Genomic DNA, 19,674 nt, shown 5'->3' with positions numbered 1-19,674 from the left:
TCCATTTCTGCCGAAATGAACCTTTGAACACGTCCCGTCCGGGCTGCCCACCGGGGCACCAGTCTCGCTTTCCTTCGCCTCACCACCCACCCTTATTGCCATGCCCATCATCAATACAGACGAGCCCACGCTCGATGAGACCATGGACCACCCGGAGATGCTCCAGGCTTTTGAAGTTTTTCTCGACAAGGAGTTCTCGTCAGAAAACGTGGCCTTCTGCCGTGCCCTGCAGGATCTCCAGGTCAAGGCAGGCGATCCCAGTGTCAGCGACGCTCAACTGAGGCAGCGGGTCGCCGGCATCTACGACAACTATGTGAGAGCCGACTCCGCCCGCCAGGTCAATATCTCCTCGGGACAGCTCAAGATCATGCAGTTGCAGTTGGACAATCTCTCCACCATGAACCGCCAGCAGATGGTGGATACCTTCAACGAATCTGCGACTGAGGTGAGCAACCTCATCAGAAGGGATACCTTCCGGCGATTCACCAAAACAGAGGAGTTCACTGAGGCAGCCGAAAAGGTGGAAAGCAATGCGGAGGTGGAAAAGCAAATCGCGGCTCTGGAGGAGAAGCGCAGGCAGGCCCTGCTCAACCCGAGTGTGGGCGACCGCCTGAAGTCCTCCGTCGGCAGCACGACGAAGGAACAGCAACTCGCCCAGCAAATCAACGCCCTGCAAAGCGAACTCGAGACCAGCCGCTCACTGAAGTCTATCGATGTGCCACAGGTCAATATGCACACGGTGACCACTTCCATCTCGCAGATCGCTGGCCAGCACCGCGCCGACGATGCCCAAAAGGCTGCGGAAGAACTAGCCAGGAAGCAGGCACAAGCTCTCAAGGAAAGCCAGCTGCAACAGCAGCAGGATAAGGGAGAGGGAGTGGATAAGCAGGATCTTCAGCAACTGCAGCCGCAGGAGCAGCCCATGCAGGGACAGGAGCAGCCCATGGCCCCGTCGCGTGTGGGCTCGCCCTCCGTGTCTTCTGACCCCGGCGATCTGGAGGAGCCGAAGATGCCACAGTTCGTGATTGGCGATGATGGCTGGCCCGAGCTGGAGGTCCAGGACGGGATGGAGCTTCAGCCGCAGAACCAGAACCAGAACCAGAACCAGAACCAGAACCAGAACCAGAACCAGAACCAGAATCAAAACCAGAACGAGTTCGAGGACATGAGCCCGGAAGAACTGAGCCAGCTCGATGTCGGCGAAGGCCGCGGACGTAGTGAGCGCGTGGATGAAGTGGATCTCGGTCAGTCCCGTGGACGCAGCAGGGGCATGGACAACAACGAAGTGGGCGTGGGCCAGACTCGCGGACGCAGCCGCGTCATTCCCGAGCCGCCTGAAGCGCCCAAGCCCTCCGTGCGCGACTCCCTGGGCCGCCGCGACAGCCAGCCCAAGCAGGGGCAGGGCGGTCCGAAGGTGCACTGAGTGCGAGGACCAGTGCGGAAGGACGGAGCATTGGGAACGGTCGCAACGTCTGCGGTCGTTTCGTTATTGGGTAGTCAATAAGCATTCGACACCGTCGATTGCCTCCAGGATTTTTTCAGAAGGTTACCTGCACGTCTCGTGATGTGTCCGGCGTGTTCGACAATATTCTTCCAGTGCAGGCACCACCTTGCGCGAAGCGCTTTGGAGTGCGTGTGCGGAGCACCGCTTTGGTTTGCAGGAAATTCAACACTCAACACAATCAGTTCCATTCCATGCTCGGAGTCGCGAGAAGTCACCTGCATTCGGGCGGTGCGGAGCTGTGGAGTTGCTGTACCGTGCGCCTCCTACCCCAAGCTCCCTGCCAAAGCGGTGCTTCGCACACGCACTCCAAAGCGCTCCGCGCAAGCTGGTTCGCCAGATGCACGCGCCATCCTGACATGGCAGGTTCTTGTCACGGGACGTTCAAGGTTTTTCAAAAAAACCAGGCGATTACGTCCGCTTCTTCCCTCGTGGACTCACTTCGCACTTTCCCTTTCCTTTTCCACCCATCCCCAGCTCCCCCGCCACCTCACGCAACACATCACGAAACTTCTCTCCCGCGGGCGTGATGTCACCTTCCACGGCGCAGGCCAGGCCCACACTCTGCGTCACGGGGCAATCAATGATGGGCCGATACAGGAGGCGCTCGCCGGTGATGCTGCGGAAGAGCTCCGTGACCACGGCCACTCCCCTGCCCGACTCCACGCCAGTGATGAGTGTATTGGCGCCATCCACTTCCGCCGCGATGTTTGGACGCAGCCTGGACGGTGCGAAGATGTGCTGCAGGATGACGTGATACTCCGAGTAGTCACGTTTCCTCAAGGCCACGAGTGGCTCGGCAGCCACCTCCGCGAGCGACACCGCCTTCTTCTTCGCGAGACGATGCCCCGGCGGCAGGGCCACGCAGAAAACATACTGGCGCAGCTCTTCGTACGTCACCCCGGTGATGGGCGCATTCGATGCAGACTGCGCGGTGATGGCGAGGTGCAGCGTGCCATCGCGCAGGCCGGCGTACATTTCATCTCCAGCCAGGTCATGCAGCACCACCTGCACGCGTGGCGCGACCCTCTGAAACGCCGCGAGCGCACGCGGCAGAATCTCGCTCGTGGGCGTAGGCGCGTATCCCACGTGCAGCTCGCCGTACTCACCACGGGCCAGAGCGCGTACCTTCTCGATGGATTCATCCGCACGAGCGAGGAGGTCCTTTACCTCCGCGAGGAAGAGCTTCCCCTCCGCCGTGAGCGTGACGCCACGCGGGCTGCGCACCAGGAGGTCCACGCCAATCTCCTCCTCGAGGTCCTGCACCTGGCGACTGAGGGCAGGCTGGGCCACACGGAGCTGGGCGGCCGCCTTCGTAAAGTTCAGCGCCTCCGCCACCGCCTGGAAGTATCTCAGGTGCCGCAGTTCCATGATACGGTCACCGTAGTGTGGGGTGAGGAGGCGTGCATGGGAAAAGTGAGGCGGTGCATACAGTACGTCGATTCATGAAATCTCATTGAACTCGCTGCTGTCGGGTCGGAAGACCCAACGCCCACCGTCAGGCCAGAAGGCCTAACCTCCGTCGAGTTCTCTCTGCTGCTTTGCGATAAAAACCTATGCAGCAAGATTTCCACCCACCCGCGAGTCCTGTGCGTCTCTGCCTCCTCTGCATCGAGGTGCTGCCACGCCCTTGCACGCATACCGTCCCTGCAACCAAACCCTCTCACTCCTCTGCGTCCTTTGCCCCTCTGCCCCTTTGCGGTTAACCCGGATTCGTCCCTGCTGCGTGAAGAGCGAGATGCACGTACCACGACCGTCAGGCCGGAGGCCTAACGACCACTGTCAGGCGGGACGCCTAACCTCCGTCGAGTTCTCTCTGCTGCTTGGCTGCTTTGCGATGAAAACCCATGCAGCAAGATTTCCACCCACCCGCGAGTCCTGTGCGTCTCTGCCACCTCTGCATCGAGGTGCTGCCACGCCCTTGCACGCACACCGTCCCTGCAACCAAACCCTCTCACTCCTCTGCGTCCTTTGCCCCTCTACCCCTTTGCGGTTAACCGGATTCGTCCCTGCTGCGTGAAGAGCGAGATGCACGTACCACGACCGTCAGGCCGGAGGCCTGACGACCACTGTCAGGCGGGACGCCTAACCTCCTGCCTGAGAGTCATGCCGGAAAAGCATGGCTGCGCAAGGATCACGGTATTGGGCTGGGATCTGCGATGCGTGTACCACTACCTACGGACGCAACGAACGTCACTCATCAAAGGCAAAACAAACCCCGGCACGAACTTTAAACTGGAGTATCACATTCCATCATGAGCACGAATACAAACAACAACAGCACCACCACCACCACCAAGAAACTCGCAGGCAAGGTCGCTCTCGTCACCGGCGGATCACGCAGCATCGGCGCAGCGATTGCAAAGCGCCTTGCAGCAGATGGCGCGGCGGTGGCCATCACGTACACTTCGTCTCCGGACAAGGCAGACCAGGTGGTGAAGGAAATCGAAGCAGCCGGTGGCAAGGCCCTCGCCATCCAGGCAGATGCGATGAATGAAGAAGCGGTGCGCCTCTCGGTGGCGAAGACCGTGGGCGCCTTCGGTGGCATCGACATCCTGGTGAACAACGCCGGTGTCGCCGCCATGGCTCCCATCACCGAGTTCTCCATGGCCGACTTCGAAAAGGTCGTCGGGGTGAATGTACGCGGCGTCTTCATCGCCACGCAGGAAGCCGCGCGCCACATGCGTGACAACGGCCGCATCATCCACATCGGCAGCACGAACAGTGACCGCATGCCCTTCATCGGCGGCTCCGTGTATGCGCTGAGCAAGGCCGCACTGGAAGGCTTCACCAAGGGTGCCTCGCGTGACCTCGGCCCCCGCGGCATAACGGTGAACAACGTGCAACCCGGCCCCATCGATACCGACATGAACCCTGCCGACACCGACTTCGCCAAGACGCTCCTCCCCCTGCTCGCGCTGCAGCGCTACGGCCACACGGACGAGATTGCGAACTTCGTCGCCTTCCTCGCCAGTCCCGAGGCCAGCTACATCACCGGCGCGAACCTGCTGGCGGATGGTGGATTTGCGGCGTAAGGGCAGTCGTTCAAGCTCATGCCTGGAGCACGCTGACACTGCGTGCCTCCAGGGCATGTTTGAGCGCCGTGAAAACGTCGCTCTCCTGGCCGGATTCAATGAACAGCCAGTTGCCATGGTCAATCTGCATGGCGGCGTACCCGATCTCCTCCAGGGACTTGATGACTTCGTCACTGCCGGCTTCGATGATCAGGGCGGGGTGACGCTCACGCAGGAATTTTTGACCGCCGGCGAGCACGAGACTTTCTGCTCCTTCCACATCCACTTTGATAAAGTCGGGAGCCGCCAAGCCCTCCGCTACCAGCTTGTCCATGGTCACGGTGCGGCAGGAAATGGTCTCACGCATCCCATAGGCTTGATGCAGAGTGACAGAGATTCCATCGGTCGCCGTGCCTCCCAAGGTGCCCGTGGCACCACTGGCGGGATCCACGAGGAACGAAGCCTGTCCGTCATGATCCGCCATGGCTACATTCATGGCAACACAGTCGGAAATGGCGTTTCTTTTGAGCGTCCTGGAAATAAGCGCGTAGTTCGTGGGGTCCGGCTCGAACATCACCACCTGGTCAATCGACCCGGCTTGCCGGACGAGCCAGGAATAGAGACCGATGTTTGCCCCGATGTCCCAAAAGATGCGGGGCTTCAGCCCAGCGAGGACATGCTCAAATGCGAGGCGGATTTCAGGTTCCAGCGCCTGCGGAGCCCATATCCAACTGGAATCCCGGATGAACCGCACCGCGACTTTGAGATTGGTCCCCGGAATCGCTGTGTATGTCGTGAAGTCGAGTGCCTTCTGAAGTCGACGAAACGCAGGAATTTGCCGCAGTCTCCAGAGGGGATGATATTTCTCCCGAAGGTGTGAGGTGAGGGTTGCGAGCATGAATCGAACGGAAGCTCAACGACGGGATGGAAGGTGCGGTGCTTGCAGTATCCAGGCCAAGGTCACACGCTCAAGCCAATGAAGTTTGCCTGGCAGGCTCCATAGGTGAGTTTTTCGAAGACATCAAGAACAGTCCGTATGTTTGTCGCGGATAAACAGCGCGTGAACACGATGCACATCGGCAGTGGCGTTTATCTCGATTCAGCCCGATTTCACAGGCTGCCCCTGTTGTTTCAATTCCGCCTCCCTCCCCTCATGCAAACCGCATCAGTGTTCCGCGCCACTGCTTGGCTTCGGCGGCGGGGCCGTTGCCGAAGAGGCGCTTAAACTCGCGGCTAAATTGCGAGACGCTTTCGTAGCCCACTTCCTCCGCCGCGGCGCCGGCGCTCGCGCCTTCATGCACCATGAGCATGCGCGCCTTGTGCAGCTTCACATTCTTCACGTACTGCAGCGGGGAGGATGAGGTCACGGCCTTGAAGTGGGCGTGAAAGGTGGAGACGCTCATGCCTGCGTCACGCGCCATGTCCTCCACATCATAAATCTCCGCGTAGTCCGTGTGCATGCGTTGCAGCACACGGCTGATCTGGCCGAAGTGGCTGTGCGGTGCGGCGAGTGCGCGCAGATTCTGTCCCAGGTTTCCCTGCAGCACACGGTAGGTGATCTCACGCACGATCTGCGGCCCGAGAATGCGCGACTCCTCCGCACTCGATAGTGCCACCAGCAGGCGCTCCGTGGCGCTGGCAAGGCCGGCATCCACCGCAGTGCTCTCAATCGCCTGCGGTCTCGGACCATTCATGGGCTGCGCAGCACCCATTTGCATGAGCAGCTCTGTCACCATCGCGGGAGTCACGCTGATGGAGACGCCCAGCAGCGGCTCCTCCTCGCTCCCCTCCGTCTCGCACTCGAAGGGCAGCGGGACGGATAATACAAGATAGTGGTTTGCATCATAAACAAAGGTGCGCCCGCCGAGGTAGCCCATCTTCCTTCCCTAGCACACGATCACAATGCTGGGCTCATACGCGACAGGTGTGCGCGGCACATGACGTGGCGCCCGCATGAACCGCACACCTGGCAGCCGTGAGGTGCAGAAGCCCTCTCCACGCGCTAGCTCAGAAAGCAGCGCCACCATGCGGGGATACGCCGGCGGCGGCGGTGGTGAGGGACGTGAGGCGCGAATGGGGCTTTTTCGTTTCATTCCAGGATTAGGCAACACCACAAGCCCCCTTCTCTCAACCCATTTCCCCCACCTCGTAGAATCAGGCAAATCTTCCAGAGGACTGTGTATGGCGGTTTTTTGGCGTGTGGACTACAGGTGACAGCGTCGGTTCGGAAGGGAATTCACCCTTCACCGCTGACAAAACCGCCTCATCTTCCCTTACCATGAACACCACCTCCATCGAAAACAAAGTCATCCTCCTCACCGGCGCCAGCAGCGGCATCGGTGAAGCCACCGCCCGTCACCTCGCTGCCCGTGGGGGCAAGCTCCTGCTCGGCGCGCGTCGCACGGACCGGCTGGAGAAGCTGGTCGCTGAAATTCGCGCAGCCGGTGGCACCGCCGAATTCAAGGCTCTCGACGTCGCCGACCTCGCCAGCGTGCAATCCTTTGCGGACTATGCGCTGGAAACGTTTGGCCGCATCGATGTCATGATCAACAATGCCGGTGTCATGCCGCTCTCGCCCCTGCATGAGTTGAAAATTGATGAGTGGAACATGATGATCGACGTGAACATCCGCGGCGTGCTCCACGGCATCGCCGCCGTGCTGCCCCACATGCGCGAGCGCAAGTCCGGCCAGATCATCAATGTCTCCTCCATCGGCGGGCACCAGGTGTGGCCCACGTGTGCGGTGTACAGCGGCACGAAGTACGCCGTGATTGCCATCTCTGAAGGTCTCCGCCTGGAGAACAAGGACGTGCGCGTCACCGTCATCTCCCCCGGCGTGGTGGAGTCCGAACTCTCCCACACCATCTCGGACCCTTCCACGAAGGCCTTCATCGACGACTTCCGCAAGGTGGCCCTCACGCCCGATGCCATCGCCCGCGCCATGGCCTATGCCATCGAGCAGCCTGCGGATGTGGATGTGAATGAAATCATCGTGCGCCCCACCGCTGGCGATCAGTAGTCCAACCTATCCACCGTCGTCCCTTCGTTGTTTGGTCATTCATCTCATCAACTCCCTACTGATATCGTTATGAAACACGAAAACAAAATCGCCCTCGTCACCGGCAGCAGCCGTGGCCTGGGTCGCAATATCGCCCTGCAGCTCGCGCGTTCTGGCGCAGACGTCATCGTCACCTATCGCAGGGGCAAGGATGAAGGCGACGCCGTGGTCGCAGAAATCCAGGCGCTCGGTCGCAAGGCCGTGGCGCTGCAGATTGACACCTCGCTGACAAAGACCTTCGAGGCCTTCGCCACCACGCTGAAGGAAGCCCTGCAGGCCACGTGGCAGCGCGACACCTTCGACTTCCTGGTGAACAACGCCGGCATCGACATCGCCGCGCCCTTCGCGGAGACCACGGAGGAACAGTTCGACAGCCTCATGAACGTGCACTTCAAGGGTGTCTTCTTCCTCACCCAGCGCCTGCTGCCGTTGATCGCGGATGGCGGACGCATCGTGAATACCTCCACCGGACTCGCGCGCTTCAGCATCCCCGGCTACGCCGCGTATGCCTCCATGAAGGGTGCCATCGAAGTGCTCACGCGTTATCTCGCCAAGGAACTCGGCAAGCGCCGCATCAACGTGAATGCCGTGGCTCCTGGCGCCATTGAGACAGACTTCACGAAGGAAGCACTCTCACATCCCGGCATGCGCGAGATTCTGAATGCCAACACCGCCCTCGGTCGTGTGGGCGTGCCGGATGACATCGGCGGCGTGGTGAACTTCCTCTGCTCCGAGGAAGGACGCTGGGTGAATGCGCAGCGGCTGGAGGCTTCGGGTGGGATGTTTTTGTGAGCGCGATCTTGCCCCCTCTCTCACGCGCACTCACCATCACCGGCCGAAGGAGGTGGCGGGTGCGTGGGATTCAACACGGAGACTCAGAGACACGGAGTCACAGAGGAGTTTTGGAGATTAGGAGAATCCATCGCGCTCTCTGCTGTTTTTGCTGCTTCGCTGCTTTGCGATAAAAAACCACGCAGACAAAACTCCACCCTCCACGCATCCTGCGCGTCTCTGCCTCCTCTGCATCGAAGTGCACCACTCCCTTGCACACACACCCTTCCTGCAACCAAACCCGCTCCCTCCTCTGCGTCCTTTACCCCTCTGCCCCTTTGCGGTTAACCGGAGTCGTCCTTGGTACGTGAGGAGCGAGTAGTGCGCTGCAGCTACCGTCAGGCCAGAGGCCTAACGTCCACTGTCAGGCCGGAAGGCCTAACCTCCATCGCGATCTCTGCTGCTTTTGCTGCTTCGCTGCTTTGCGATGAAAACTCATGCAAGCAACAAACTCCACCCACCACGCATCCTGTGCGTCTCTGCCTCCTCTGCATCGAGGTGCACCACGCCGCCTCACCTTGCAGCACGACGGCATTCATACCCTCTCACGCCTCTGCGTCCTTTGCCTCTCTGCCCCTTTGCGGTTAACCGGAAATGACCTCGTGGTGTGATTTGCATTCAGGAGGTGGTCGTTGTTGCTGGTCAGGCGAGACGCCTAACGACCGCTGTCAGGCGAGGACGCCTAACCTCCATCGCGCTCTCTGCTGCTTCGCTGCTTCGCGATGAAAACTCATGCAGGCAACAAACTCCACCCATCACGCATCCTGCGCGTCTCTGCCTCCTCTGCATCGAGGTGCACCATGTCCTTGCACACACACCCTCCCTGCAACCAAACCCTCCCACTCCTCTGCGTCCTTTGCCCCTCTGCCCCTTTGCGGTTAACCCGAATCGGCCATGCAACGCGAAGAGCGAGTAGTGCGTGCCGCTACCGTCAGGCCAGAGGCCTAACGACCGCTGTCAGGCGAGGACGCCTAACCTCCTTTCTACATTCCCCCTTGACCACCCTCCTCTCTCCGTGGATCAAGTTCGCCCCCCACTTCATTCCTTCCTATGCCTGTCGTCAAAGAACCTGTCAGCGGCTCCAATCCCTTCTACGGATGCGCCATCATGATCATCGCCGCCCTCACGTTCGGCGGCATTGTGTCGTGGATGCTGTACAGCGGATACAAGCAGGACAAGGAGATTGCGAGCTTCACAGTGAACAATGCACCACCATTGCCCGCGGCAGAGCTCACGGATGCCGACCGAGCGGAAGTGCAGGGCAAGCTGGAGTCCTTCTCCAAAGTGTCGGCCAATGGCAAGGCGGTGACACTCACGCTCAGCCTGGATGAGTTGAACCAGATCGTCGCGCTCGCGGGTGAGAAGAAGATCGGAAACTACGACTATCGCGGCATCGTGCGCTTCACCTCGCTGGATGCCAAGGCGGGCCGCCTGCACGCGGACATCCGCTGGCAGATGAACAACTTTCCCTTCAGCAAGGCGCCCGACCGTTTTCTCGTGGGCAGCGCAGTGTTCCTGCCGAGAGTTGAGAACGGCTCGTTTGATCTCTACCTTGAAAACGTGGACGTCCCCGGCAAGACCGTGAGCCCCGGCTTCGTCGGCCACCTTCAGACCATCCCCTGGCTTGCTGTCATGAAGAACGACAAGAACGTGGCCGAGGTGCTGAAGCGTGTGACCTCTTTTGAGTTCACGTCCGAAGGTTCGGCGATCATGCTGAAGACGAGTGAGGGTGCACCTGCTGGTGCGACTCCGAGTCCGAGTCCGGCGAAGTGAAGCGAGGAGCGCAGGTGTGACATGGGCTTTGCCAAAGTGGCTCACGCTGCCCTCAGCGTGAATCGTAACAGGATCCCTGAGGTCGCCATGTTCCCGCGGCATCGCAGATGAGGCAAGACACAGCCCTTGGAGGGTGGCTGGCCGTCTTGGAATTTGGCGCTTCGCGCTTGGGCTTTAGATTCACGCTGAGGGCAACGTGAGCCACTTTGGCGAGGCCCCGTCTCATGCACAAAAACCAGATTCTGACCTGCGGCGGTAGCATTCCGCATCAGGCACCCACCCCTTGAACAATACTGGCATTTCAAGCGTCAAAGTGTTATCCTAGCAGCAAGGAGGATGATGCCATGAAACGAATCCTTTCACTGTCGATTGGGCTGGCTCTCACGCTCACATTGAGCCACTCCCCGCTTCAGGCGGGTCACGGCCATAGCCACGGAGGTCATTGTCATGGAGGGCATTACCACGGCGGCTCCAGTTGGTTTGTGGGTATAAGTCCGGGATGGTCCTGGGGTTGGTCCTACCCTTCCTATTCCTACTACCGGCCTTACTACTCCTACTATCGCCCCAGGTACTCTCCTCTGTATGGCTATGCCTATGACTATCGACGTCCAGCCGTGTTTACCCGTCCGTCCCTCTCGGCGGACGTGCAAATTGCCCTGAGAGAGAGGGGATATTACTATGGAAATATCGATGGCATCATCGGCCCGCAGAGCCGCAATGCCATCAAGCGCTACCAGTGGAGAAATGGGCTCCCGATGACGGGCGTCATTGATGATCCGTTGATGAGGTCGCTGGCGTTGAGGTGATGACCATCTCCTGCCAACTCGTGTCAGAGCGAGAAAGTCTGCCGTATTCTGAATTCAGTGGCAGCTTTCCTACGCCGAAGGCGTTGCACATTGTCCAGCCCAAGGTCAGCCCGCGAAGCGGGCGCCACCTTGGGTTTGTCGCAGAGTCAATCGAACCCTGAAAGGGTTCCACAAGGAAGCAACCGAGCATGGTTGCATCTTCCATCCGGCAGCGCGTTTGTGGAACGCTTTCAGCGTTCGGCATCTTGACTCCACATCCCAAGGTGGCGCTTGCTTCGCAAGCTGACCTTGGGCTGGACAATGTGCAACGCCTTCGGCGTATTCGTCGGCTGGGTGATAGTGGTGGTGAGTCGGCAATCGCAGGTGAAGAACGCTCCAAGCCCACTCACTCTGTGCCTCTGTGCCCGTTCCCTTTGTCCCTCCTCCACTACTCCACCACATCCCACTTCAATCTTTGCGCGAGGTAGCGTGAATAGATCCTCGCGCCGAGTTCATTGCAATGCGTGCGGTCGGCCATGTGCTCGGCGGAGAGCTGGCACATCGCAGGGTCCGGCGTGAGGATGCGGGCGGCGGGTGTGGGGTTCAGGGAATCCACATAACGCAGGAAGGCGGCGTTCCCATTTCGGAAGTCCGCATCCTCATGCATCGCCGCATACACCTCGGGATGCACCGGCAGTTCATGGAAGATGACCTTCACCCCACGCGCGTGGAACCACTCCAGGCTCTTGCGGAAGGAGTGGTCCTGCAGGGCGGAGAGCTTCCAGTGGCCCACGATGCGCTTCGCCGCGAGCTCGGGTGCGATGAGCTTGCGCCCCTTCTGCGTGTGCGCCGCGGCATGCTCCGCCTTCCAGTCGGCCACAGGCGCGATGCGCTTTTCCGGCCAGGGATAGATGGGATTTCCCGGTGCCGGGTCGATGACATTCAGCGTGGCCGTGTAGAGTGAACGGCGCACCGAGCGCACAGGCAGCAGCCACTCCGCGAGATGCGCTACACGCTCACTGCGCGGCCGCACCTGCGTGCGCTCGTAGAAGGTGGCATGCTGGGCCACATTCGCACGCACACGCTGGTCGGCATCCAGGCTCTGGCGCAGGACAAAGGGATTCACCTCCACGATGGCGACCTTGAGCGCGGATAGTTTTTCCTCATTGCGTCGAATCAACGACCACATGCCAAACGGCGTACCACCCTCGATGGCGAGATTTCGCACCTCACCCGCAGGCACATCCCAGGTGCGCGCCGCCTCGTCTGCAATCACACCCCACACACTCTGGCTGGTGCCAAAGAAACCAATCTTCACCAGCGCCTCCTGCTTGCGGAGCTGGAAGTTCTCCACCGCGCCATACGCATCCATGCCGCGGATGTCGTACATCGGCAGCGCCCGCACCGGCTCCAGTGCGAGCCGCCCGAGGAGGAAGACCGCGAGGGCAATCCATGCGGACCTACCGAACCAGCGGCGGATGCGGAAGGGGAAAGGGGCATGACCGCGGGTGGTAGCGGACGTGGCGGCGTCCACCGCGAGTGATGGTGTATCAGAAATCATTTAATAACTCCGGGGGGATAGAAGATGAAAGCTCGACGCTTCAGCAAAACAGAATCATCTCGTGGCTCCTCCAACACGGTGAATGTTGCCGCACCACATGCAGGCACCACCTTGCGCGAAGCGCCTTGGAGTGCGTGTGCGGAGCACCGCTTTGGCGGGGAGCCGCGGGTGCGGAGCCGATGCGTTGCGGGACGATTCAAGCCCGCGTGGTAACTGACGACGCCGTGCGCAGAAGATGCTGAGGAGACACTGGGGGTAGATAGAATATGCAGAGAGCCTGGAGGCTGCATCCCCAAGGCGGTGCTTCGCACACGCACTCCAAGGCGCTTCGCGCAAGGTGGTATGCAAACAGGTCGTCTCACGTTCACAGAGACTGATTTCGGAAGGGAATGTTTCGGAATTCATGAAGCCTCATCCTTCCTTCAACCACCCGGCCGTACCCGATTTGCATCCGAGAATATGATCACGTCAGGAATCATCTTCCCGTCGACAACGCGAAACGGCACCCGCATGGGACGCCCCCATACCGGCGCGAATATGATCACATACTCACCATCAGGGATGAGCCATAGTGGTGACAGCTCACTCGTCCCATCAGGTCCTGCCTTGAGACCGATGCCGTGGGAATACTCCAACGTCTTCCCGCCCTTTTCCAAACCATCTTTGATTTTGTGAATCGTAACCTGAAGGCCCTCGTCCTCGCGGATATGTTCCCTCACCTTCGCATCGATCTGATACTTCAGCACCACCTTCCGCGTGGAGAACTCCAACCTTTTGCGAAAGTGGGTCCCGGACGACACCTGGAACTTCTCCATGTAAGGCTTGGCCTTGAATGCCAATGACGGGATCCAGTACCACGCCTCGTACTCCCCTTCGGGCAAATCCTTGTACTGCGTCTCAATGGTCAGCGTTGCTTTGTCCGCATCGTGGACTTGGTTCGTCGTCGATGGGCGAATCCGGGGACGTGTCTCATCGCTGGGAGAGCTGACAACCAGCTCGAACGCCTCCACCAGCTTCTTATCCCGCTCCGCCTGATAGTCCGTGAGCACCACGGTGAAGGTCGCCTCTGCCGCACACAAGTCTCCCATGCCAGGCGAGAACGCACCCAGCAGGACCAACACAGAGGTGAGCAAGTGTTTGGTGAATGTCATGCCATCGTTCTACCTCCCCTCCTCAAAACTGGAAATACACAAACGACACCCCTTCCATCTCGCCAAGGAACGCCAGCAACAGCAGCAACCCGCCGTACGTCACGCCGCGTCTCCACGGTGACGCCGTCTCAGCCACGGGCAACTCACGATCGCGCCACCAGCAGGGGAAGTCGAGGAAGAGGACCACCAGTCCGTAGAAGATCACATACCACAGCGTCATCACATCCGGTGCGATGGCCCCGCCCTGGAAGATGCCGGTGATGTAGGCCCACGCCGTCGCGAGCGAGGCAGTCTTCACGAAGATAAGCGTGAGGCACACGCAGTGGAAGGTGAGCACCATGCCACTGACCTGCACCAGCCACTCGCGTGCATTGCGCGGGCGGTGCGGGTGCTTGCTCGCCTTCGGCCCGGACCACAGCTTGTGCGCCACGAGCATCAATCCCAGCACCACACCCCACATGACAAAGTTCCACGAGGCCCCGTGCCAGATGCCGGAGATGAGCATGGTGAGGAAGAGATTAAAGTTCAGCCACTTCTTCCCCCGGAACTGGCGGCACAGCGGCACGAAGACATAGTCACGCAACCACGTGGAGAGCGAGATGTGCCAGCGCTCCCAGAACTCGGTGATGTTTCGCGCGAAGTACGGCTGGCGGAAGTTGATCATCAGATTCACCCCGAGCAGGCGCGCACTGCCGCGGGCGATGTCACTATACCCGGAGAAGTCGCCGTAGATCTGCAGGGCGAAGAGATACAGCGCCAGCATGAGCCCCACGCCCGTCTGCGACGCCGGATTGGAAAACGCCTCGCGCGTCATCGGCGCAATGGCATCGGCAATGGCCACCTTCTTCACATAGCCGATGACGATGAGCTGTAGTCCACTCCAGAGCTGCTCCGGCTCGAGCGTGCGTGGCGCGGTGAGCTGCGGCAGGAGATTGCGACTGCGCTCAATGGGTCCTGCCACGAGCTGCGGGAAGAACGCGTGGAAGAGCGCAAAGTCCCACACCCTCTCCGCCGGCTTCTGCGAGCCGCCATCCACATCGATAAGATAAGACAGCCCCTGGAAGGTATAGAAGCTGATGCCCGCCGGCAGGATGAACTGCATGACCACCGGCGTCGTCGTCCAGCCGAACTGCGTGGAGAGCACATTCACATTCTCCAGGAGGAAGCCGCGATACTTGAAGTAGCCGAGCATGCCGAGATTCGCCGCCACCCCAATCCAGAACCACATCCTGCGCTTCCTCGATTCCTCCGGCAGTGCATACACCGCTTTCGCGCACACATGGGTGAAGAGGGTGGACGCGGCCAGCAGCACCAGCGGCAGCGCCTTTTCCCAGCCACTCAGCTTTGGCTCAAAGAACCCCCACCATCCGTAGAAGAGATAGCTCGCCGCCAGCAGCAGCCCCTGCTGCACACGGAACGGCACCGCCCAGTAGAGGGCGAAGACGATGGGGAAAAAGAGGACGTAATCGAACGAATTAAACAGCATGACGCAGCACGGTCAGCGAAGGCACACACTCACTCATTCACTGCCCACAGGCAGGCCCCGGCGCGACGGGGATGACTCACACCAGCCGGCCCATTGTTCTCAGGGCAGGCCGTACAAAACATGGAGCCGGGCACCGCGGTCTTTCTGCGGCGCCCGCGTCTTCACGGGGGTGCGAGTGGGGTGATGGCTGGCGTCATGAGCAATGGTTTTGCGTCAGGCGTTCTCCGTGGTCAGGAGACGCACTTGCGTGCTCTGGACCGGGGCACTAGTCAAGCTCAAAGAGTGCCAGCTTTCTCCACGACCAGCCGCAGATGAGTCGAAGCCGAAGCCCGGCAGCAGCGCCTTCACGGGCGTGTTCTTCGGCGTGGGCAGGTACTCGCCCAGCAGGCGCAGGTACCCAGCGGCAGTCGCGCGCTCGGCGAGGTGATTCATCACCAGATGCTCCACCGTGCGGCCCATGGCGCGGCAGCTCATGAGCCAGGTATCGAGGCGCAGCGCCTCACCCGCCTCAGCGCCATCACCATCCGGCACCGCGAGTACCACGGAGATGATGCCGTAGTCGCCGAACTTGTCCGCGAGCTGCACGGCGAAACACACCGCGCCCGGCGTGGCCGCCATCTCCTCCACCTTCACGCGGGAGTGCCGGCGCGTGGTGAGGTTGAACTGGTTCGTCTTCGTGATGAGATCCACCACGCGATCAATCGTCTCCGCGCTGATGGGCAAGATCTCCGCGCCCATCTCCAGCGAGCTGAGATACTCCTCCGGTGAGGCCGCCACGCCCAGTGCCTGCTTCCGCGAGCTCTCCGCCGCATACTGCGCCGTGCGTGCCGCATCCGCACTGGTGATGCCCACCGCCTCAAACGCGAGCGTCTCCTGCAGCACCCGCACATACATCGAAGGATCCGCCGGCACCTCCGGCACCAACACCTCCGGCAGCTCCGCACGCACATGCGCGCGCTCCACCGGGTTGTCATCGAAGAAGACAAAGCTATCGAGCCCCAGGTTCAGCTCCAGCGCGATCTCACGCAGGCGCTTGGGCTTCGTATCCCAGGAGGCGTGGAAGGCGGCGAAGTCCTCCAGTCGCAGTGCGAGGTGTGGATTTTTCTCGAAGGGCTCACGTGCATCCGCGTCATTGTTCTTCGAGCACACCGCGAGCAGCACGCCGGAATTCCGCAGCCGCTTCACATGCTTTTGAAACGCAAGGAACGCCTCTCCTTCGGTGGACCCGGCGGCTGTCGCCACGCCGTGTGGCCCCACTTCGCCCACCACGCCACCCCACAGGGTGTTATCGAGGTCGAGCACCAGCACCTTCTTGCGCCCCGTGGTGAGCACGCGGATGCCTGCCGCAATGTGTCGCGCCATGGCAGAGAGTCCCTCCGGAGAGAAGGGCTGCTTCAGCCAGTGGTAGTTTCGTTCATCATAGAAGCGCGACTTCCCATGCCACGAACTGATGTGCTTCAAGTCCACCAGATACGCACCCGCGGGAAGCGCCGCGCGCAGGGAGGCATTCACGCGCTGGATGAGTGAGATATCCCCCTCGTGCTCATGCCGGGAGGTCAGGCCATATCCCAACGCGCCCACACCCATCCAGTCATACGACACCTGCACCATCTTGCATTTCAGCCGCGCCACCTGTGCCCAGCACTGCTGGAGAAAGGCCACCTCGTCCTCGATGCGTTGCGCCGCACCGCGCGCGTCATGCGCGAGCAGGCGTTGATTCCACGGGAGTATCACCACCACATCCGGCGCATGCTCTTCCTTCAGCGCCATGAGCGACTGCACCACCTGGTCATACTCCGCATCCGAGACCTGTACATGCATGCCGTCCGCCCACGCCCACGCCACGAGCATGGGCAGCAGGTACGTGGTGGTGCACTGCCCCGCGACGAAGATGCGCAGCGGCTCCATCGCGGCCGCGCCGGTCGCTATCTCCGCAGACTCCTGCCTGCCGCTGCACAGGTCCTTCTGCAGCATCTTCCCCAGTTGCGAGACCGCATTCGGCTCCAGCGCCGAGGTTTCCCTCCGCGCCAGCTGCAGCGCCACCTGCAGGCGTCCCTCTTTCTTCAGCGCACGGTATTGGGCCACGGTGTCCATGGAAGTCGATGTCTCCATCCGTGCCATTCTATCGAAGAGGCGGGCAGATGCAAAACTGGATCGTCATGCCCGGTTCACCTGCATGGATTTTTTATCGCAAAGCAGCCAAAGCAGCAGAGAAACTCAATAGGAGGTTAGGCGTCCCCGCCTGACAGTGTGCGTTAGGCGTCCCGCCTGACGGCGGTTGTACACTCCACTCGCTCTTCGCGCAGAAGGTACGCTTCCGCTTAACCGCAAAGGGGCAGAGAAGCAAAGGACGCAGAGGAGGGAGAGGGTTTGGGTGCAGGGATGAGCCACGCTTGTGAGCGTGGCAACGCCTCGATGCGGAGGTGGCAGAGACGCGCAGGGATCGCCGTGCGTGGAATTTCACCTGCATGGATTTTATCGCAAAGCAGCAAAAGCAGCAGAGAGCTCCACGGAGGTTAGGCCTTCCGGCCTGACAGTGGGCGTTGGGTCTTCCGACCCGACGGAATTTGCAGGCTCGACTCACCCTCCCCTCCTCGGCACCACCATCGGAGCGACGACACGGACTACTTTGCCTCAGGAGCACCTTCGCCGCCCTTCTTGATAGCCTGAAGGACGCGCTCCGCACCTTCGATGGGATTGCGGATCGCGAAAGGATAGGTCGGCAGGGTACCATCATCCTCGACAGGCGATGACTTCAAAAATTCCTGAAGCAGCGCCTGCACTTCCGGTCGAAAATCCTTGCTCCTCAGGATGCCCTCAAACGCCCTCACTTGAAGATAGCCAAACGTCTGGAAAAGGCATTCACGATACAGCTTGAGCAACTCCTCAGGTGACTGCGTGGTGGAGTCATACTTCTCCAGCGCCAGGATTTTGTAGCAGGGATTGGGGCTGTTGTAGAACTGAAGCCAGAGTTCCTTGGGGATTTGCTTTCTAAAGGGGGTGCCAGGCTGGCGATAATGACACGCCGCGTGGAGGTGCATCGCGTCCTTGAGGGTCGGCTTGGTGGAGTTGAGACGGGGCACCATCTTCCTGAGCGCCTCCTCGGGTGCAAAGAGGTTGAAAAGGCACTCCAGCATGATCAGGCGTTCACCCATCTTACGCTGCTCAGGATCTCTGGGAAACATCCTGCCCAGAGTGCCGTCGTTGTCGGAGGCCGGATTCCAAGAGCCACCGATGAGGACTTTGGGCGGACTCAATTTCCCGGGCACGGTGGCAATCTCCACAGGCCTGTCTTTCACCAGCACGTCATATTCCTGCACGAACTTGGTCAACTTGCCCGCCTTCTCCTCAGGAGACAGCTTGGCGAGTCCCTGCAAGGCAGACATGAGCGCCTTTTCTGATTCATCGGGCTGTGGAGTCGGCACCTGGGCGATCAAGTGACCGGAAGCCAGAGCGAGAAGCACGCATGAAGCGATGAGGAGAATGCGGGAAGTTATCATGCTTGGGGATGCAGCAGTTGAGAAGAGGATACAGGAAGCTGTCGCAGTCGCATCATAATACTCCGGCGTGAGGGTCGAGCGTCCGCTGCAGCCCATGGAGGTTAGGCCTTCCGGCCTGACAGTGGGCGTTGGGTCTTCCGACCCGACAGCCAGCGTCTTAAACGATCCTTTTCAGCACGGATCATCCCTGAACCCCCAACCAATCCGTTCCCATTCGGGATTCGCCCACCGATGCCAATTTTCTTGAAGGATTCCAGCCTTCGCGGGGTTCCTTCCAATATACTGCACGACTCGTGCGAGGTGACGTGCGTCGCGGACGATCGTGTCAAAACTTTCCTGCACCCACACAGGACCCTTCCGTGACATCATCTGGTTAATTTGATCCGCGGAATAGCCTTTCCATGAGTGAAGCACGTCATCCAGTGAGTGACCCTCCAATGGTCTGAAGACGACGTGGGCGTGATTGGGCATCACGCAGTGTGAGCCCAGCTCATAACGCTTGCCGTGAAAGTGAAGCAACGCATTGCTCATCATGGCCGCAACGTCCGTGCGTGCGAGCCAGCAACTGCCGGAGCCTGCGTCCAGCCATGACTCGACACGGCGCATGATCTCACGTCTATGTTCCTCCTGTTCAGCATCGCTGGTGAACTTTTGTGCGGCGAACTGCTTGTATAGCGTTCGCAATTCTTGGAGCTTCTCCTGAGGGAGTGAATCGCCGAGGTGAAAGGTGACAAAGTACGTCGCACCGTCCTGGGTCCAATGGGGGAGGTGTCTTCGCGTGCGTTTGATTGCCCGCGTAGGATCAAGAGGCTTGAATCCGGGAGGGCCGGAGATGAAATCCATGAGGCATGCAATCAAGATGGCATGAGGTGTCAATCTCCTGACTCGTAATTTTTCGCCATCTGCTGTCGGGTCGGAAGACCCAACGCCCACTGTCAGGCCGGAAGGCCTAACCTCCGTTGAGCTCCCTGCTGCTTGGCTGCTTTGCGATAAAAAAACCGTGCAGGCAAATCC

16 protein-coding genes are annotated in these 19,674 nt (G+C 60.2%); 6 read left to right on the top strand and 10 right to left on the bottom strand.

The window, feature by feature from the left end:
* The first annotated feature begins 100 nt into the window (after positions 1–100).
* Positions 101–1,423 (top strand): hypothetical protein, encoded by a 1,323-nt coding sequence (locus tag G5S37_RS10230; RefSeq protein WP_165203381.1) that lies wholly within the window; start codon positions 101–103, stop codon positions 1,421–1,423.
* 489 nt (positions 1,424–1,912) lie between these two features.
* Here the strand turns inward: G5S37_RS10230 and G5S37_RS10225 are convergent, their stop codons facing one another.
* Complete coding sequence (locus G5S37_RS10225) at positions 1,913–2,872, bottom strand: LysR substrate-binding domain-containing protein (RefSeq protein ID WP_165203379.1); 960 nt, start codon at positions 2,870–2,872, stop codon at positions 1,913–1,915.
* 884 nt (positions 2,873–3,756) lie between these two features.
* Here G5S37_RS10225 and G5S37_RS10220 point away from each other — a divergent pair.
* Positions 3,757–4,536, top strand: coding sequence for a 3-oxoacyl-ACP reductase family protein (locus tag G5S37_RS10220; protein ID WP_165203377.1), 780 nt, complete (start codon positions 3,757–3,759; stop codon positions 4,534–4,536).
* A 16-nt stretch (positions 4,537–4,552) separates the two neighbouring features.
* Here G5S37_RS10220 and G5S37_RS10215 read toward each other — a convergent pair whose 3' ends face one another.
* From G5S37_RS10215 to G5S37_RS32255, 3 genes are all read right to left on the bottom strand, one after another.
* The gene (locus G5S37_RS10215) at positions 4,553–5,413 is read right to left on the bottom strand and encodes an FkbM family methyltransferase (protein WP_165203375.1); all 861 of its coding nucleotides are present in this window, start codon (positions 5,411–5,413) and stop codon (positions 4,553–4,555) included.
* A gap of 253 nt (positions 5,414–5,666) precedes the next feature.
* Entirely contained in the window at positions 5,667–6,392 is a 726-nt protein-coding gene (locus tag G5S37_RS10210) for an AraC family transcriptional regulator (protein ID WP_206026381.1), read from the bottom strand.
* Positions 6,393–6,401: 9 nt separating this feature from the next.
* The gene (locus G5S37_RS32255; protein ID WP_206026380.1) at positions 6,402–6,608 is read right to left on the bottom strand and encodes a hypothetical protein; all 207 of its coding nucleotides are present in this window, start codon (positions 6,606–6,608) and stop codon (positions 6,402–6,404) included.
* Positions 6,609–6,793: 185 nt separating this feature from the next.
* Here G5S37_RS32255 and G5S37_RS10205 point away from each other — a divergent pair, with 185 nt between their 5' ends.
* From G5S37_RS10205 to G5S37_RS10190, 4 genes are all read left to right on the top strand, one after another.
* Positions 6,794–7,534 (top strand): SDR family oxidoreductase, encoded by a 741-nt coding sequence (locus tag G5S37_RS10205; RefSeq protein WP_165203373.1) that lies wholly within the window; start codon positions 6,794–6,796, stop codon positions 7,532–7,534.
* Positions 7,535–7,603: 69 nt separating this feature from the next.
* Positions 7,604–8,365, top strand: a complete 762-nt coding sequence (locus G5S37_RS10200; RefSeq protein ID WP_165203371.1) for an SDR family oxidoreductase — start codon at positions 7,604–7,606, stop codon at positions 8,363–8,365.
* A 1,089-nt stretch (positions 8,366–9,454) separates the two neighbouring features.
* On the top strand, positions 9,455–10,177 hold the full coding sequence (locus G5S37_RS10195) for a hypothetical protein (RefSeq protein ID WP_165203369.1): 723 nt from the start codon (positions 9,455–9,457) through the stop codon (positions 10,175–10,177).
* Between the two features lie 344 nt (positions 10,178–10,521).
* A complete protein-coding gene (locus G5S37_RS10190) occupies positions 10,522–10,983 on the top strand; it encodes a peptidoglycan-binding protein (RefSeq protein ID WP_165203367.1) in 462 nt (153 codons plus the stop codon).
* Between the two features lie 427 nt (positions 10,984–11,410).
* Here G5S37_RS10190 and G5S37_RS10185 read toward each other — a convergent pair whose 3' ends face one another.
* The 6 genes from G5S37_RS10185 to G5S37_RS10160 all read right to left on the bottom strand — a co-directional run bounded on the left by G5S37_RS10185 (position 11,411) and on the right by G5S37_RS10160 (position 19,503).
* On the bottom strand, positions 11,411–12,523 hold the full coding sequence (locus G5S37_RS10185) for a hypothetical protein (RefSeq protein WP_165203365.1): 1,113 nt from the start codon (positions 12,521–12,523) through the stop codon (positions 11,411–11,413).
* Between the two features lie 422 nt (positions 12,524–12,945).
* The gene (locus G5S37_RS10180) at positions 12,946–13,674 is read right to left on the bottom strand and encodes a hypothetical protein (RefSeq protein WP_165203363.1); all 729 of its coding nucleotides are present in this window, start codon (positions 13,672–13,674) and stop codon (positions 12,946–12,948) included.
* Between the two features lie 22 nt (positions 13,675–13,696).
* Positions 13,697–15,160 carry an MBOAT family protein gene (locus G5S37_RS10175; protein WP_165203361.1) on the bottom strand — a complete coding sequence of 488 codons (1,464 nt, stop codon included), beginning with the start codon at positions 15,158–15,160 and terminating at the stop codon, positions 13,697–13,699.
* Between the two features lie 213 nt (positions 15,161–15,373).
* A complete protein-coding gene (locus tag G5S37_RS10170; protein WP_165203359.1) occupies positions 15,374–17,254 on the bottom strand; it encodes an HAD-IIIC family phosphatase in 1,881 nt (626 codons plus the stop codon).
* 530 nt (positions 17,255–17,784) lie between these two features.
* Positions 17,785–18,660 (bottom strand): hypothetical protein, encoded by an 876-nt coding sequence (locus G5S37_RS10165; protein ID WP_165203357.1) that lies wholly within the window; start codon positions 18,658–18,660, stop codon positions 17,785–17,787.
* A gap of 171 nt (positions 18,661–18,831) precedes the next feature.
* Positions 18,832–19,503 (bottom strand): transposase, encoded by a 672-nt coding sequence (locus G5S37_RS10160; protein WP_165203355.1) that lies wholly within the window; start codon positions 19,501–19,503, stop codon positions 18,832–18,834.
* Between the last annotated feature and the right edge of the window lie 171 nt (positions 19,504–19,674).

The sequence above is a fragment of the Roseimicrobium sp. ORNL1 genome (assembly GCF_011044495.1).
In the GTDB taxonomy this organism is placed as follows: Bacteria; Verrucomicrobiota; Verrucomicrobiia; order Verrucomicrobiales; family Verrucomicrobiaceae; genus Roseimicrobium.
This window is presented reverse-complemented; position numbering and strand designations above follow the sequence as displayed.